13 protein-coding genes are annotated in these 15,049 nt (G+C 48.9%); 11 read left to right on the top strand and 2 right to left on the bottom strand.

Annotated features, from left to right (window positions below; translation table 11 throughout):
• Positions 1-7: 7 nt before the first annotated feature.
• Genes HP568_RS15870 through HP568_RS15860 form a run of 3 tightly spaced genes read left to right on the top strand, consistent with a single transcriptional unit; the run spans position 8 to position 2,989 of the window.
• On the top strand, positions 8-1,420 hold the full coding sequence (locus HP568_RS15870; RefSeq protein ID WP_173629581.1) for an ATP-binding protein: 1,413 nt from the start codon (positions 8-10) through the stop codon (positions 1,418-1,420).
• 12 nt (positions 1,421-1,432) lie between these two features.
• Positions 1,433-1,747 (top strand): DUF3870 domain-containing protein, encoded by a 315-nt coding sequence (locus HP568_RS15865; protein ID WP_007725309.1) that lies wholly within the window; start codon positions 1,433-1,435, stop codon positions 1,745-1,747.
• Between the two features lie 27 nt (positions 1,748-1,774).
• Positions 1,775-2,989: a sensor domain-containing diguanylate cyclase gene (locus HP568_RS15860; protein ID WP_173629579.1), complete on the top strand. Its 1,215-nt coding sequence runs from the start codon at positions 1,775-1,777 to the stop codon at positions 2,987-2,989.
• Here the strand turns inward: HP568_RS15860 and nhaC are convergent.
• Positions 2,986-4,338, bottom strand: a complete 1,353-nt coding sequence (gene nhaC, locus HP568_RS15855; protein ID WP_056496834.1) for a Na+/H+ antiporter NhaC — start codon at positions 4,336-4,338, stop codon at positions 2,986-2,988. The two genes, HP568_RS15860 and nhaC, sit on opposite strands and share 4 nt — an antisense overlap.
• A gap of 393 nt (positions 4,339-4,731) precedes the next feature.
• Here nhaC and HP568_RS15850 point away from each other — a divergent pair, with 393 nt between their 5' ends.
• The 3 genes from HP568_RS15850 to HP568_RS15840 are packed head-to-tail and all read left to right on the top strand — an operon-like array spanning position 4,732 to position 6,516.
• On the top strand, positions 4,732-5,655 hold the full coding sequence (locus tag HP568_RS15850) for an NAD(P)/FAD-dependent oxidoreductase (RefSeq protein ID WP_048031669.1): 924 nt from the start codon (positions 4,732-4,734) through the stop codon (positions 5,653-5,655).
• A gap of 21 nt (positions 5,656-5,676) precedes the next feature.
• Positions 5,677-5,925 carry a glutaredoxin family protein gene (locus HP568_RS15845; protein ID WP_173629577.1) on the top strand — a complete coding sequence of 83 codons (249 nt, stop codon included), beginning with the start codon at positions 5,677-5,679 and terminating at the stop codon, positions 5,923-5,925.
• A gap of 36 nt (positions 5,926-5,961) precedes the next feature.
• On the top strand, positions 5,962-6,516 hold the full coding sequence (locus tag HP568_RS15840; protein ID WP_048031671.1) for a peroxiredoxin: 555 nt from the start codon (positions 5,962-5,964) through the stop codon (positions 6,514-6,516).
• Positions 6,517-6,611: 95 nt separating this feature from the next.
• On the opposite strand, the gene HP568_RS15835 is transcribed toward HP568_RS15840, so the two are convergent.
• A complete protein-coding gene (locus HP568_RS15835) occupies positions 6,612-7,526 on the bottom strand; it encodes an NAD(P)/FAD-dependent oxidoreductase (RefSeq protein ID WP_173629576.1) in 915 nt (304 codons plus the stop codon).
• Between the two features lie 440 nt (positions 7,527-7,966).
• Between HP568_RS15835 and HP568_RS15830 the strand changes: the two genes are divergently transcribed.
• From HP568_RS15830 to HP568_RS15810, 5 genes are read left to right on the top strand one after another with little or no spacing between them, the layout of a single operon-like run.
• Entirely contained in the window at positions 7,967-10,189 is a 2,223-nt protein-coding gene (locus tag HP568_RS15830) for a hypothetical protein (protein ID WP_173629574.1), read from the top strand.
• 21 nt (positions 10,190-10,210) lie between these two features.
• Positions 10,211-11,395: a HEAT repeat domain-containing protein gene (locus tag HP568_RS15825; RefSeq protein ID WP_173629572.1), complete on the top strand. Its 1,185-nt coding sequence runs from the start codon at positions 10,211-10,213 to the stop codon at positions 11,393-11,395.
• A gap of 17 nt (positions 11,396-11,412) precedes the next feature.
• Positions 11,413-12,855: a glycosyltransferase family 2 protein gene (locus HP568_RS15820; RefSeq protein WP_048031675.1), complete on the top strand. Its 1,443-nt coding sequence runs from the start codon at positions 11,413-11,415 to the stop codon at positions 12,853-12,855.
• Positions 12,852-13,643 (top strand): response regulator transcription factor, encoded by a 792-nt coding sequence (locus HP568_RS15815; protein WP_048031676.1) that lies wholly within the window; start codon positions 12,852-12,854, stop codon positions 13,641-13,643. The genes HP568_RS15820 and HP568_RS15815 overlap by 4 nt, the downstream gene beginning before the upstream one ends.
• Before the next feature lie 30 nt (positions 13,644-13,673).
• The gene (locus HP568_RS15810; protein ID WP_048031677.1) at positions 13,674-15,035 is read left to right on the top strand and encodes a nucleotide sugar dehydrogenase; all 1,362 of its coding nucleotides are present in this window, start codon (positions 13,674-13,676) and stop codon (positions 15,033-15,035) included.
• Positions 15,036-15,049: the final 14 nt, after the last annotated feature.

The following is a 15,049-nucleotide window of genomic DNA, read 5'->3' as shown; positions in this document are numbered from 1 at the left end:
GGGCACGATGAAAAACTTATTGGACAGTGGATGGAGAAGTGGTCATCTCTATCGTTCCTTCTTTGATCAAATGATTCAGGCTACTTTTCTGCTCGATCAATTTGGTAGAGTTTTTAAAGGCAATCCTGCCTGCCAAGTGTTGAATGGGTATGCCGTAGAAGAATGGGAAGGGTCCTCATTTTGGAAGCTGGCTGTTTCGGAAGAACAGGAAATGGTACGCCTTCAAACACAATTTGCGATGAATGGCGATCCGAGACCTTATTACTCCGCTTTTCGTCATAAGGATGGGGCAAGTATTCCCGTGTATATTACATATGGAACCTTTTGGGAGGAAGGCACGTCTATTGGGTATTATGCGATGGTGCAGAAGCTTCCGGCCTCGTTTGGGAACAGCTATGGTTCCGAACAGTGCAGAGTATTGGATATTTCGGGTGAAGGTGCGTTCGTCTACCATGCTGGGGAGCTTCAATACGTCAATCAAGCAGGGATGCAACTAGTTGGGGCTTCCGGCTTGGACGAGCTGTTATGGTATCCTTTTCAGTCGTTTTTCCATCCCCGTGATGTACCGAAGATCAAGGGGCTACTCCGCATTTTGGAGGAAGGGGAAACGGCCGCGCAGATTGAGGTTGAGCTGATCCGCTTGGATGGCAGTCGGACGGAGGTAGAAGTGTGTGGAACATCCGTGCCGATGCAGGACAAGCCCTCCATATACATACTGATCCGAGATATTACGGAACGCAAACGGGCGCAAGAATTTTTGCAAAACTCGGAAAAACTCGCGCTCGTCGGGCAATTGGCGGCAGGGATCGCACATGAGATACGCAATCCGCTTACCTCGTTAAAAGGCTTTGTGCAATTAATGCAAAAGGATGGCATGAGGAAGCCAGAATACTTCTCGATCATGAGCTCGGAATTGGCGCGGATCGAGATGATTGTTACAGAGCTGTTGGTCTTGGCGAAGCCGCATACGGCAGTGTTTGAAGCCCGCGATCTGTCCAACCTGATCACGCATGTGGTGACTCTCTTGGAGACGGAGGCAATTTTGAAAAAGGTCATGATTCAGGTCGTTTTCGAATCGGAAGTCCCCATGATCCATTGCGATGAGAACCAGTTGAAACAAGCCTTCATTAACTTTTTGAAAAATGGGATCGAAGCGACCTCAGGGAATGGAGAAATTGTGATTCGGCTGCGGTGTGAAGATGACCGAGTCGTCATTCGGTTCGAAGATAATGGAGTAGGTATCCCGGCTCATCAGTTGGCGAGATTGGGAGAGGCTTTTTTCACGACGAAGGAAACGGGGACGGGCCTGGGATTGATGGTGAGCCGCAAAATCATCGAGAACCATCGGGGGACTCTGCGGTTGATAAGCACCCCAGGTAACGGAACGGCAGTCGAGGTATGCTTGCCGATCAGCAGCTAGGAGGACGACTGGATGAACAAAAATACGGTACTGACAGCAGGCTTCGCCCAAATCCCCAAGGGAACTACCTTGTACGAGGTTTCTACCATGGTTGGCTGTGTACTCATCATTGATGTAGACGCCGAAGTGATTTGCGACGCCAGCTTTACCTTTGTCATGGACAAGACGAGCGAGTTTTTGGTGAGCTTGCTGGTAGGCAAGACAGTTGCAGATGGCATGCAGGAGATCACAAAGGCGATCCAAGAACGTTTTTTAGCACCTGGTCAGGGAGCTGTCTTGCAAGCCATCCGTGCAGCTATTGAGCGATATCATGAAAAAAAAGCGTAAAGCTACCCAATAGCCGGAGGGTTAAATATGCATGAGAAGCAAGACGTTAGAGAAGCGTATGCAAGACAGTTGTTGGAGCGTTATAGCCAATGGCTCGGCAACATAGAAGCAGTCGAGCTTGGCGAGGTCGAAGCGTTTTCTCGTGAGGTGGACAGTATGCTGGCGGAGCAGGACAGTGTCTTGCATGCAGAACTGCTGAAGCAGATTGTGGAGCTGCGAAATAAGGTAACCGAAATGATGTGGATCTCCGAGCACATGAAGATTTTACATGACCTCAGCCACATTTTTGCGAAAACGTTTGAGGAAAGTAAAATTTTGTGGAAAGCATTCGAGCTGGTCTCGCGCGTGATGCGTGCAGATGCTTTCTTTATTGCCTTTTATGATGAAGGCGACAGTGAGATCAAAATTCCGATCAGCATCGATAATGGGGTCAATTACGGTCCGCTCACGATTCCCTATGGGCAAGCAATGGTATCCAAAGTGATTGATACGCGGGAAACTATCCACATCAAGACGATGAAGAACGAGCCAAGCGAGCCAGAAATGATTCGCTGGGGAAGCCCGGAAATTGATACGAATACATGCATTTTCGTTCCACTCATGCTGGGGAATCAGATCAAGGGCGTTATTTCTGCCCAGTCTTATCGCGAATTCGCTTATAAAAAAGAGCACGAGGAACTACTGAAAATCATTGGTTTTCAGGTAGCAAGTGCTATCGAAACGGCGCGTTTGTATGAGCGAATGTACCAGATGTCGTTTCAGGATGAGCTGACAGGGATTGCGAACTATCGTGCATTCCATCGTGATTTGGAAAAGCTGCTGAGTGAAGAGGATGCGTCTGTCTCTTTGATCATGCTGGATTCCGACAGCTTAAAAGCGGTGAACGACCATTATGGTCATCATGCAGGGGACGCACTGATTAAGCAAATTGCCGAAGCGATGAAAGAAGTGGCCGGGCCGGAGGATACTGCGTATCGTTATGCGGGAGACGAGTTCATGCTGCTCTGCCCAGGATCGTCCAAGGAGATGGCGGAGGAAAAAGCGCATGCCATTCGGGAGTATTTGCGCTTGCGCCCCTTAACACAGGACGATTGCTGCATCTTGATTGCGGTCAGTGTTGGAATTGCGCGCTACCCTCAAGACGCAAACACGGCTGATGGCTTGAAGCGGGCAGCAGATGAGGCACTGTACCGCTCCAAGCGCAAAGGAAAAAACTGTACGACCGTGTATGCAGCCGGCTAAGCTTTCTGCTGACGCATGGCGAATAGAAACGTCAAAATTGGCGAGATCCACAGGTAGATGACATAAGGTAAGTATTCCAGTGTAGATACATGCAAGGTGGCGGTAAAGAATGCACCGCTTACCCCCCATGGAATGAGTGGGTTGACGAGTGTCCCGCAGTCTTCTAGAGTACGAGACAGTCGTCTGCCCGCCATTCCGCGAGCTGCAAATGCTTCACGAAACATCTGTCCAGGGAGCAGGATGGACAAGTATTGTTCTCCTGTCAGCAGATTCACGAGTATAGAAGAAGATCCGGCAAGACCGACCATCTCGGCGTCTCGTTTGATTCGATTGATGAATCCGGAAAAGAGAGAATGAAACACACCGCTGTATTGCAGGATGCCCCCTAAAGACAGGGCAATCAAAATCAAGGCGAGGGACCAGGTCATCGACAACAGTCCACCGCGGTCCACAATGGATGCAACGGCTTCATTGGCGATATTGCTGACGAAGCCTTTTTGCATGACAGTCATCCATTCGACCGGAGAAGTAACTCCTTCGGAAAGAGCAGCAGTAACAATCCCGCTCAAAATCCCGAATACCAATGTAGGCAAAATTGGTTTTCGCAGCGCAGAGCATAACAGGACGACGAATGCTGGCAGTAGCGATAAAAGGCCAAGCGAGAAGTTTTGTTCCAAAGCAAGCTGGATTTCTTGAATCGCATCTAGATTCACATTGGCACTTTGTCCTTGAATTCCGAAGAAAATCGCGGTAATGACAAGGGCAGGAACGGCAGTGCGTGACATGAACTTGACGTGCTCCGACAAGGAAACGCCTGCAATAGCTGCCGCAAAGTTGGTCGTGTCGGAGAGCGGCGACATTTTATCCCCGAAGCATGCTCCACAAATAATGGCTCCGGCTGTAATCAATGGATCAAGTCCGAGAGCAGTCGAGACCCCCATCATAGCGACCCCTACCGTACTGATCGTGGTAAAAGAGCTTCCTGTAACAGTCGAGACGATCACCGTCAGAAACAGGGCGGAGAGTGTGAAGTACTCCGGTGAGATGAGCGAAATGCCGAGGTGCAAAATCATCGGTACGGTTCCACTCATCATCCATACCCCGATCAAAATGCCGATTAAGGAAAGAATCAGCATGGGGGCGATCGCGGTTTGAATGCCTTTGATCAAGCCCTCCTCCATTTGCTTCCACGGAACGCCGAACAGAAAGAGAAGAGTGGCAGCGCCAATGGTTGCGAGGAAGAGCGGCATATGCGGCTCAACTTTGCCCCAGAAAAGGGCAGGAAACAAGATTCCGAATACGGTGACAAGCACCCAAATACTTTGCGAAAAAGATAATGGCTTGTTCATAATGGCAACTCCTTGTTAAATCAGGCTGAAGCAGTGAGAAGGGACGTTTTTACTTTCGTACTTTTGTGCTTTCTTGCTTCTTTGCTTTTGTGCGTTCAAGTGTTAGTGGTACTTTATCCTGAATTACTTGTTTCGTCAACGAAATCGGGTGAATTCGGAATCGTAAAATAATTCAGGGCAGCGAGATGCAAAAATAGGTTGTCTAAACGGCAGTGATCAGTCACGTCCGCTACTCCTCAGAGGGGCGGACTTTTTCGTGCGCTTTTTTATAATAAGACCTTATTTAAAATTATTATAAAAAGATATTGACTTTCAAATTATATCAAGTACAATGATAATTGTTCCTAGTTGATAATAATTATAATTTGATAATAAGGAAAGGGGGAGCCGCCCATGTATGATGTCATCATCATCGGTGGAGGACCAGCTGGTGCTTCCGCTGCCATTTATACAGCTCGTGGAAATCTAAAGACGCTCGTCATTGATAAGGCACCCGGAACCGGGGCGCTTGCCCTGACACATAAAATCGCCAACTACCCAGGGGTGGAGGGCGAGATGACTGGGAAAGAACTGTTGGATAAAATGCGCAGACAAGCGGAGGGCTTCGGTGCAGAATTCATTCAGACTACGATTTCTGCGGTAGATGTAGAGGATGAGGAAAAAAGCATCTTCACGGCTCATGGTACTTTCCAAGCGAAGGCAGTGATCGTAGCGACTGGTTCCAAAGGACGTAACCGTATGCTCCCAGGCGAAGAGCAATTACTCGGGCGAGGCGTGAGCACTTGCGCGACATGCGACGGAGCTTTTTATGAAGGCAAGCACGTTGCAGTCATCGGTGATACGGAGGAAGCATTGGAAGAAGCGCATGCACTGACCAAATTTACAGACAAAATCACTTTCTTGGTGCCTCGCGCTGATCTTCAAGGGGTAGAAGGACTACCAGAGCTGCCAAACACGGAAATGCGTTTCCGTACACGCCCATTGGAAATCGTGGGAGAGAAGGCGGTCGAAGGGTTACGCATTCGCACGGCAGAAGGAACAGAAGAAATGCTGTCCGTTGATGGAGTCTTCGTCTTCCTTTCTGGCAGCAAGCCGGGTACCGATTTCTTGGATGGACAAGTTCCCCTCGATGAGGAAGGATTTATGATTCTGGATGAGTTCATGCAGTCTTCTGTTCCAGGCGTATTTGGAGCGGGTGAGGTACGCAAAACACCTGTGAAGCAAGCAGTAGTCGCTGCGGCAGACGGTGCCATTGCAGCTATGGCTGTAGACAAATACATCAACAAGCGTTCCAAAGTTGTCCCCCAATACAAATAGAAGAAAAGGAGAGAAACAAACATGGCACAAGCAATCGTATACTCCAGCACAAATTGCAACTTCTGCAAGCAATTAAAGTCGTATTTGACAGAACAAAACATTTCTTTCGAAGAGCGCAACATTGATGAAAAAGACGAGTATGGCCAGGAGCTGAGCCGTTTAGGCGTGATGTCTGTTCCTTTGACAGTCATTGGTGAAAAGCAAATTTTGGGCTTCAACCCGACACGTATCAAAAAAGCACTGGCAGCATTGGAAGAGGCTGCGAAGTAATTTTTATCAGACACCATATAAAAGGAGAGATTTATCATGACAATACAGCAAACGATTCAGCTTCAAGTAGGAAAACCAGCACCTGACTTTAACATGCTTACAACGAAAAACATCGAGACACTGGAAGAACGTGTGTCGCTGGCTGATTACAAAGGAAAATGGCTGATTTTGTTCTTCTGGCCGTTCGACTTTACATTCGTTTGCCCGACAGAAGTAACTTCGTTTAGTGACAACATGGAAGAGTTCGAGGATTTGGATTGCGAAGTGCTGGGCGTATCCACGGATAGTGTACATACGCACCGGGCATGGATCAAAACACCACGCGATGAAAACGGCATCGGGGAAGTAAACTTTCCGCTCGCGAGCGACTTCAAAAAAGAGACGGCACGCGCTTATGGTGTCCTGGACGAAGAGACCGGTGCAGCTCACCGTGGTTTGTTCATCATCGATCCAGACGGCATTCTGCGCTACCAAGTGGTAACAGACATGAACGTAGGTCGCAGCGTGGCAGAGACGACTCGTATTTTGCAAGCCCTGCAAGCTGGCGGTCTGTGCCCGGCGAACTGGAAGCCAGGGCAGAAGACGCTGTAATCAATTGCTTCTATATATAAAAGAAGAGGGACAATCCCCAGTCTTTTGCACAGACGGAGGGATTGTCCTTTTTCAATGGAAGGAACACGATGGAGCTAACGTTGACGATTCCATTCCTCTACAAGCAGTTCGTTGTTGATACTCATGCCAGCGGCAGAGCCAAGAGCCGCGGCAGTAATCACTTGGTAGTGTGTAGATGCTGCATCGCCTGCACTGTAGACGCCCGGTACGCTCGTTTTCCCAAAGCTGTCGACAATGACCGTACCTGCTTCCGTTACCTGGCAGCCTAATGCTTGCGGCAAGTCAGATCCAGCCACGAGCTTGGGAGCAAAAAAGATCCCTGTGCACGAAATGCTGTTGCCATCTGTAAGCGCAACGTGCTGAACCATCCCATCGGCAGATGCAATTCGCTCGATCGGAGAGTCAAAGACAGGAACGCGATGCTGCAACAGCTCCAACCTTTGTTCTTCCGTGAATTCATCTGGTCCATTGGTGCAGATTGTGTATTGATTGGTCCAACCAGACAACATTTTTGCCAAGTGCAATGCCTTCTCTCCATTGGCGATTAAGACGAGTGGCTGGTCACGTAATTCCCATCCATCGCAATAAGGGCAGACAAAAGCACTTTTTCCATAGACTTTCTCTAATCCGTTAACAGGCAACGGGAGGTCCTTCATTCCCACTGCGAATAGCAGCTTTTTGCTTTGATAGGTTGTTCCCTGTGCAGTCGTAATGAGAAAATTTCCATCGTGTCCCGTGATTGTTGCCGCTGTATCCTCCACGAAATGGACGGAGGGATAGGCGCTGATTTGCTCCCTGGCAATATGACGAAATTCGCCCGGAGTGATGCCGTCTCTCGTAAGAAAGCCATGCGACTCACGAGTAACACGATTCCGTGGACGGCCTTCATCGATAACGACCACACTTTTTCTTGCCCTGCCAAGAGCGAGAGCGGCACTCATACCTGCTGGTCCTCCACCAATAATCCCTACATCGATAAGTTGATTCATGTTTGTATACCACCTTTATAGATTATTTATATCTGTAATATCATATTAAAACATCTATTATAGACCTTTAATATCTATTATAAACGAACCTTCCTGATAATCAAGCCGAGAAACCCTTTGTATTCTTTTTGTAAATAATCCCTTATATCGGCAAAATCCAACGCCTTCCAAATAGTAGCAACCTACCATTTTCACAAGCGAAAAGGAAAAAAAAGGAAGAGTAAATATACCTAATTGAGAAAATGTGTGGGCCAGAAGACCGTCCCGGTTGCAGGACTTCCCTCCAAAAAACGTAGGACGATGGAGGCGAATCCGTCCCAACATTACAATTTCATGACAAATCTGAAAAAGACACAATAGTGAATTTTGTCTATGGGAACGATTTGCTCCCTATGTTTACAATGACTGTGACGTGGCAACATATCGGAGGTTGACGAGGAATGGAGCCAACAAAAAAGAGAAGATGGCGCTGGATGAGCCTGACCATGCTGATCGTGGTGGGGGCAAGTGCCTTCTGGTGGTTTTGGGCAGCAGACCGTGTCGAAAGCATGGAGACGACTACAGGTGCCCAATTAAAATTTCGCGCGAATGGCGAGCTGTTCGAAGTCTATCAGAATCAAAAATGGCAGCCCTTTTTCGCGAAAGGGGTCAATCTGGGGGCATCGTTACCGGGTCATTATCCGGGTGAGCTTCCCATCACAAGAGAGGATTACATGCGCTGGTTCGCGATGATCGACGAGATGGGAGCGAACGTCATTCGTGTGTATACCATCCATGCTCCTGTCTTTTATGAAGCGCTGGTCGACTACAATCAGCGAAAAGAAGGGGACCCTCTCTACTTGATGCAAGGCATTTGGAGTCCAGAAGAGCTGTTGATTGAAAAGAAAGACGCCTATTTGCCAGAGATTCGCGAGGAGTTTCGACAGGAAATCAAAGATGCAGTCGGCGCTGTCTACGGGGATATCACCCTGCCGGAAAAATCGGGAAAGGCAAGTGGTACATACCGTGCCAATGCGGGCAAATACTTGATCGGCTGGCACACAGGGACTGAGTGGGACCCTGTAATGGTGCGCAACACCAACCGCCTGCATCAAAAAGTTGCACCCTATCAAGGGAAGTACTTCCACGCGACATCGAATGCAACTGCTTTTGAAACATGGATTGCTGAAATGGTGGATACCGTCGCAATGGAGGAGAGCAAATACGGTTGGCAGCATCCGATGACTTTCACCAATTGGGTGACAACAGACCCCTTATCGCATCCAGGAGAGCCGATTCATCATGAGGATTTGGTCAGTGTCGATCCTACCCATATAGAGCCAACGCAGTGGGAGGCAGGCTACTTCGCTTCCTATCACGTGTACCCGTATTATCCGGATTTCTTCCGCTACGACACTACCCTGCAACAGTTGAAGAACGATGCAGGGCAGATCGATACGTACAAAGCGTATTTACGACAACTGAAGCAGTATCACAAAAACATGCCGATCATGGTGACGGAATTCGGGGTCCCGGCATCGGTGGGAGTCGCCCATCTGGGAAATTTGGGGCGCAATCAAGGTGGTCATTCAGAAAAGCAGCAGGGAGAGATCGATGTCGAGCTTTTGCAAGAAATTCATCAGGAAGGGTATGCGGGAGCAATTGTATTCGTTTGGCAGGACGAGTGGTTCAAAAAAACGTGGAACACGATGCGCTTTGAGTTGCCGGAAGATCGGCGCTCCCTGTGGATCAACGTGTTGACCAATGAGTCTCTGTTTGGAGTCCTCGGCATGTACCCGAACAAAGAAGGCGTGCTGACCATCGATGGGAATCGTACAGATTGGGATCAGCTCGTGCCAGAAGAGAAGCAACGCCTCGATGTTCAAGTCCCGGGTGTTGACGAAATCTGGATGACACATGATGAAGGGTACGTTTATTTCCTTGCTCAGTTGAAGGAAGAGTTTGACCCGGCTAAACAACAGCTTTATGTGGGCGTTGATACACTTCCTGGCGGGAACAAGCATGCGGCACAGCTTCCCGGCCTGACACTGGATGAGGGGCTAGAGACGCTGATCGCGTTGGGAAAAGCAGACGAGAGCCAGATTCAAATCGCCGCCAATTACGATTTTCATGCACGCTTATACGGAAAACGCTACGGCATGCTTACGGTTAAAGAAGCGGAGAAAAAAGACAATTCCGGGATATTCAAGCCGTGGAAGCTGGCCGTTAGCCTGGAGATGGAGCCGCCAGACAGCAAGAAGTACTATCCGTTGGAGGAAGTCGAGGTCGGCAAGCTGATCCGGGGAACGACAAATGCCCAAGACCCGCAGTACGACTCACGAACCGCATGGCAAGCGAAGGGCAAAGTGGTAGAGCTGAGAGTACCGTGGATGCTGCTTGGATTTACAGACCCGAGCTCCTTGTCCGTCATGAGCTATGAGGATGATGGCAAAAGCTTCACGACGAAGACGACGAAAGGCATTCGCATCCTGCCGCTCCTGGTGGATACAGCGACGAAACAAATCGTCGGGCAAAACGCTTATGCAGTGACACAGCTCCCGATGTATACATGGCAAGGCTGGGAGCAGGTCGGCTATCACGAACGCAAAAAACAGAGCTATTCCATACTAAAAAAAGCATTCCATGAGATTGAGGCTCCGGTGAAGGTCGGGACTCAGCCTTAATTGGATAGGAGAGTGGCAAACGTGCAAACACCATTGGCGACGGCAATTGTTTTTCTGTACGCGCTATGTGGATTGACAGTACTAGGCTTGCTTGTCTTGTTCGCACTGAAGCTGCGCAACATTTCGGTGGAGAAACAGACCATGCGTTGTCTGGAAAAATATCGCGACTACTTCGTTTACCTGCAAGCACACGGGGAAGAGGAGGAGCGCTTGCAAGTGCCTTATGGCGATGTGACGCAAAAAGAAAAGCAAATCATTCAGAAAAAGCTGTTTGAGCTGATGGAGCGAGTCACAGGCATTCATCGGGACAAGCTGATCTGGCTCTGCGAGGATATGGGACTCGTAGAGCTGGACATGCAAAGACTAAATGGCTGGTGGAAATGGACGAGAGTGGATGCCGCTTACAATTTGGGGATCATGCGCTCCAAGCTGGCCGTGCCTGCTCTCTTAACACTCCTGCATAAAAACACGAATGACATCAGTGTTTTTATCATTGCGCGCTCCGTCGCCAAATGTGCACGCAACACAGAAGATTTGCGGGAAATGGTGACCCACGTTGTCAGAGCGAAGAAAAATGTCCATCAGCTTATCGTGGACATCATCAGTGATTCGCAGGTGGATACGGCACCTCTTTTTGCACAATTTTTACAAGAATCCGATGCTGAACTGGTCCAAATCGGACTGATTGGCTATGCCGTGCATGTCCAGCCTGGCATTGAGCCTGCGCTATACCAGCTCATTCAATCGCCTGACAAGGAAGTCCGAATTAAGGCAGTCAAGCTCATGTGCCGGGATATCCGCTATATGAATGAGCAGACAGTCACTGATTTTATGAATCACAAGGATTGGGAAATTCGGGCAATGGCAGCGAAGGCAATTGGCTCACTGAAATTGCATTCGTACATTTCCTCGCTGAAAAAGGCGGTGGGTGATGCGAACTGGTGGGTTCGTCATCACAGTGCACGCAGCCTGGCGCAGCTAGAGGTCGAAGGCTTTGCTGCCCTGTGTGAAATTTTGCAGGAAGAGAGAAACGGTCATAAGAGCGAGATGGCTCATCAAGTGATCCAGGAGGAGCTGGAAAAAGAGAAGCTTGTTCTACAGGGTGCGACAGCGACAGAGAAGCTCGTGCAATACAACGAAAAGCTGCATCTGTATCGCAAGTCGTATCGCAAAACGATCTCCACGGTTCAGGCACTGGAAAGATAGAGCGAAAGGAGGCTGCCATGAGAGAGTTTCTACTTTACTACGGAGTATTTGCGGTCTATTACGTCATTGCGATCAACTCTTTGTACTTCATCATCATGCTGTTCTCGTTCAAGAGCATCATGGGAATCTTAAAAAGCTCCATCTATTCGAGATTCCAGACACTTTCAGGCTCTGAGCACGTTCCGCCGATTTCGATTCTCGTGCCAGCATACAACGAGGAGCTGACGATTATTGAAAATGTAAGGTCGCTCTTATCCTTGAACTATCCACGCTATGAGGTACTCGTGGTCAACGATGGATCGAAGGATGCTACCTTGCAGGTATTGATTAACGAGTTTTCACTGGTTTACTCCGAGCACATGCCAGTACAGCCGCTTCTTCATACGTCGAAGATCAGGGGAGTCTACCACAATCCGGCTTTTCCGAATCTGTATTTGATCGACAAAGAGAACGGAGGAAAAGCTGACTCGCTCAATGCGGGGATCAACCTCTCCCACTATCCGTTGATCGCTTCTATCGATGCAGATTCCTTGCTGGAAAAAGACGCGCTGATTCGCATTGCGAAGGTGTATATGGAAAACCCGGATGAAACAGTAGCCATCGGTGGAGATATCCGCATTGCCAACGGCTGCAAGATCGAAGACGGTGTCGTGAAAGACATTCGTTTGCCAGATAAGTTTTTGCCGATGATGCAATCCGTCGAATACCTCAAGGCGTTTCTCGGGGGACGGATCGGCTGGAGCGCGATCAACGGATTGATTATCGTCTCAGGCGCGTTCGGTGTTTTTCGCAAGGATTACATCATCAAGGTAGGCGGCTATCGCGAGGGGTATCCGGGTGAAGACATGAACATCATCATCAAGTTGCACAAGTACATGCTGGAAAACAAGCTGCCCTACCGTGTGGCATTTTGCCCCGATGCGGTCTGCTGGACGCAAGCGCCGGATACACTCAAAATTTTGGGCAGTCAACGGCGCAGATGGGGACGCGGGAATCTGAAGAACATGATTGAGTACGGCAGACACATGGCGTTTCGCCCCAAGTACAAGCTGTTCGGGATGCTCACGCTGCCGTTCAATATCTTGTTTGAAACCTTGAATCCGTACTTCCGCATCACGGGTCTATTGGCCCTCATCGGTTACACCATGCTGGATATGACCAATGGCTACGTCCTTTTCATCTACGGCTTGCTCAATGTGCTGTATGGCATGCTGCTTGGCATTGGCTCCTTATTGCTGGAGGAAATCGCGTTTCGACGGTATCCGCGTTTTCGGGACATCGTCAAAATGCTTTTCTATACGATTCTGATGTTCTTCGGCTATCGGCAAATCGGTGTCATCTGGAGATTCCTCGGTCATATTGAATATTTACGCAACAACAACTCTTGGGGAACGATGACGCGGACGAGCTGGCAGACGAAGGGCAGCGAAAACATTTCAAGTTTGGAGGCTAGATCATGAGTAATCTCGTACCTGTTTTTTACGAGCATCTGAGCAAGATGGAAGAGAAACAATTGGCGTGTGGGGTTATTCTTGCGGCTTGCAAAACCCTAACGAAAGAGTCAATGGAGCTGATCAAGCAAGACCTGGGCACTCGTTCAGGAGACGGCTCCGAGATGGCTTTACATTACGCGTATGACAAAAACAAGCAGCTTTTCGGAATACTGCTCGAAGGACAGAAGCTTTCGAGTACCCATTTCTATGCTTTGCGTGTAAAAGACTATTTGCAAGAGCATAAACTGCTAGCAGGTAGCCTCTTCATTGCGAGTTTTCCCGAAAGCTCTCGCTCGTCCGGTCAAATGCTGATGCGGATGATCCAAGAGATGAGAGAGCCAGGCACGCATGGGGAGATCAAGATTTACGAGCAGAATCCCGCTCAAAAAGAGGAGCCGGCAAGTATTTTGCTGGTTAACCATGATGAGACTGTCAACGAATTTTTGAGCATCTACTTTCAACGCAAAGGGTATCTCGTTACGGTAGCCAATGACGGGATGGACGGCATGGAAAAATATCAGGAGGTCGCCCCTGATCTTGTCATTACCGACCTGAATCTCCCTATCCTCAATGGATACCAGCTCATGGAAAAAATCAAGCATATCAGCGCTTCCATGAGCAAGATTATGGTGCTCACTGACAAACGACTGGAAGAAGATGTGCAAAAATCGTTTGCGATGGGAGCATCTGACTACATTACCAAACCATTCTCCCCGGTAGAACTGGAAGCCAGGGTGAAAAGGCTGATTTCATAATTCTAGAAAGAGAAAGGGAGAGAAACGAGGATGGCGAGATACGAGGAACTGCAACAGAAGATTCAACGAAAGACAGCAAAAGTGGGTGTCATTGGGCTTGGGTATGTAGGGCTGCCGCTGGCGGTAGAGACGATCAAGAGCGGTTATACCGTAATCGGAATCGATCTGCATGGCGGAAAAATCGAGAGCCTGAAAAGAGGGGAGTCTTACGTTCAGGATATTTCCAATGAAACCTTGCAGGAATGCCTCGCGACCAACCGCTTTTTTCCGACGACCGATTATAGCGTAATCGAGGAGCTGGATGCGATCAGCATTTGCGTTCCGACGCCACTCAGTCCCAATCAGGACCCGGACACCTCTTACATTACAAACGTTGTCGAGCAAATCAAGCGATTCATGAAAAGAGGAATGCTCATTACGCTGGAGAGTACAACCTATCCGGGAACGACGGAAGAGCTGATCCAGCGGGAATTTGAAAAGCTAGGTTATCGGGCTGGCATCGACTTTTTCCTCTGCTACTCGCCGGAGAGGGTCGATCCGGGCAATCGCAAATACAGTACGTACAATACGCCAAAGGTGATCGGCGGAACGACAGAACGTTGCATAGAGTTAGGCACACTCTTGTACGGTAGCCTGGTCAAAACCGTCGTGCCGGTCTCTTCGCCAAAGGTGGCGGAGATGTCCAAGCTTTTGGAAAACACCTTCCGTAGCGTCAATATTGCCTTCATGAATGAGATGGCGATGATGTGCGACAGAATGGGCATCAATGTTTGGGAAGTAATCAAGGCCGCATCGACCAAGCCTTTCGGGTTCATGCCGTTTTACCCGGGACCCGGAATCGGTGGGCATTGCATACCGCTCGATCCGATGTATTTGTCGTGGAAGGCCAAGGGCTTTCGTTTTCACAGCCAATTTATTGAGATCGCCCAATCGATTAATGACAACATGCCGGACTATGTGCGCAATAAGACAGCACAGGTGCTCAACATTTACGCAAAAGCGATCAACAGCTCGCGCATCTTGATTCTCGGCATGGCCTACAAGCCGGAAGTTGATGACCTGCGTGAATCACCAGGTCTGGAAATTTACGAGCTGTTCACCAATAGCGGAGCAACTGTCGACTATTACGACCCGTATGCGCAGAGCTTTGTGAATAAAAAAGGCGAGATCGTCCATTCCATCGCCAATGACTACGAGGCGTTCAAGACTTACGATTGCATGGTGCTCATTACGAATCACCAATGCTTTGCTTATCAGGAGCTGGCGGATTTGGGAGTGGCCATTATCGATACGCGAAATGCGTTTGAGGGCATCACGAATCCGAATGTATATCGCATCGGAACCTCCGTCGCTATCAGGCAGGAGAAGGAAGTCGTTAGCTTGCTCGCATAATACAAAGTCCGAAC

Origin of the sequence: Brevibacillus sp. MS2.2 (assembly GCF_013284345.1) — a bacterium.
Lineage (GTDB): Bacteria > Bacillota > Bacilli > Brevibacillales > Brevibacillaceae > Brevibacillus > Brevibacillus brevis_C.
The sequence above is the reverse complement of the archived record's forward strand: the minus strand, read 5'-3'. Positions and strand labels throughout refer to the sequence as shown.

What these genes read in the sequence shown, in the direction of transcription:
- HP568_RS15835 (WP_173629576.1), bottom strand. Translation starts at nt 7,526, where the DNA reads ATGAATCAACTTATCGATGTAGGGATTATTGGTGGAGGACCAGCAGGT.
- HP568_RS15820 (WP_048031675.1), top strand. Translation starts at nt 11,413, where the DNA reads ATGAGAGAGTTTCTACTTTACTACGGAGTATTTGCGGTCTATTACGTC.
- HP568_RS15865 (WP_007725309.1), top strand. Translation starts at nt 1,433, where the DNA reads ATGAACAAAAATACGGTACTGACAGCAGGCTTCGCCCAAATCCCCAAG.
- HP568_RS15815 (WP_048031676.1), top strand. Translation starts at nt 12,852, where the DNA reads ATGAGTAATCTCGTACCTGTTTTTTACGAGCATCTGAGCAAGATGGAA.
- HP568_RS15860 (WP_173629579.1), top strand. Translation starts at nt 1,775, where the DNA reads ATGCATGAGAAGCAAGACGTTAGAGAAGCGTATGCAAGACAGTTGTTG.
- HP568_RS15870 (WP_173629581.1), top strand. Translation starts at nt 8, where the DNA reads ATGAAAAACTTATTGGACAGTGGATGGAGAAGTGGTCATCTCTATCGT.
- HP568_RS15830 (WP_173629574.1), top strand. Translation starts at nt 7,967, where the DNA reads ATGGAGCCAACAAAAAAGAGAAGATGGCGCTGGATGAGCCTGACCATG.
- HP568_RS15840 (WP_048031671.1), top strand. Translation starts at nt 5,962, where the DNA reads ATGACAATACAGCAAACGATTCAGCTTCAAGTAGGAAAACCAGCACCT.
- HP568_RS15845 (WP_173629577.1), top strand. Translation starts at nt 5,677, where the DNA reads ATGGCACAAGCAATCGTATACTCCAGCACAAATTGCAACTTCTGCAAG.
- HP568_RS15810 (WP_048031677.1), top strand. Translation starts at nt 13,674, where the DNA reads ATGGCGAGATACGAGGAACTGCAACAGAAGATTCAACGAAAGACAGCA.
- HP568_RS15850 (WP_048031669.1), top strand. Translation starts at nt 4,732, where the DNA reads ATGTATGATGTCATCATCATCGGTGGAGGACCAGCTGGTGCTTCCGCT.
- nhaC (WP_056496834.1), bottom strand. Translation starts at nt 4,338, where the DNA reads ATGAACAAGCCATTATCTTTTTCGCAAAGTATTTGGGTGCTTGTCACC.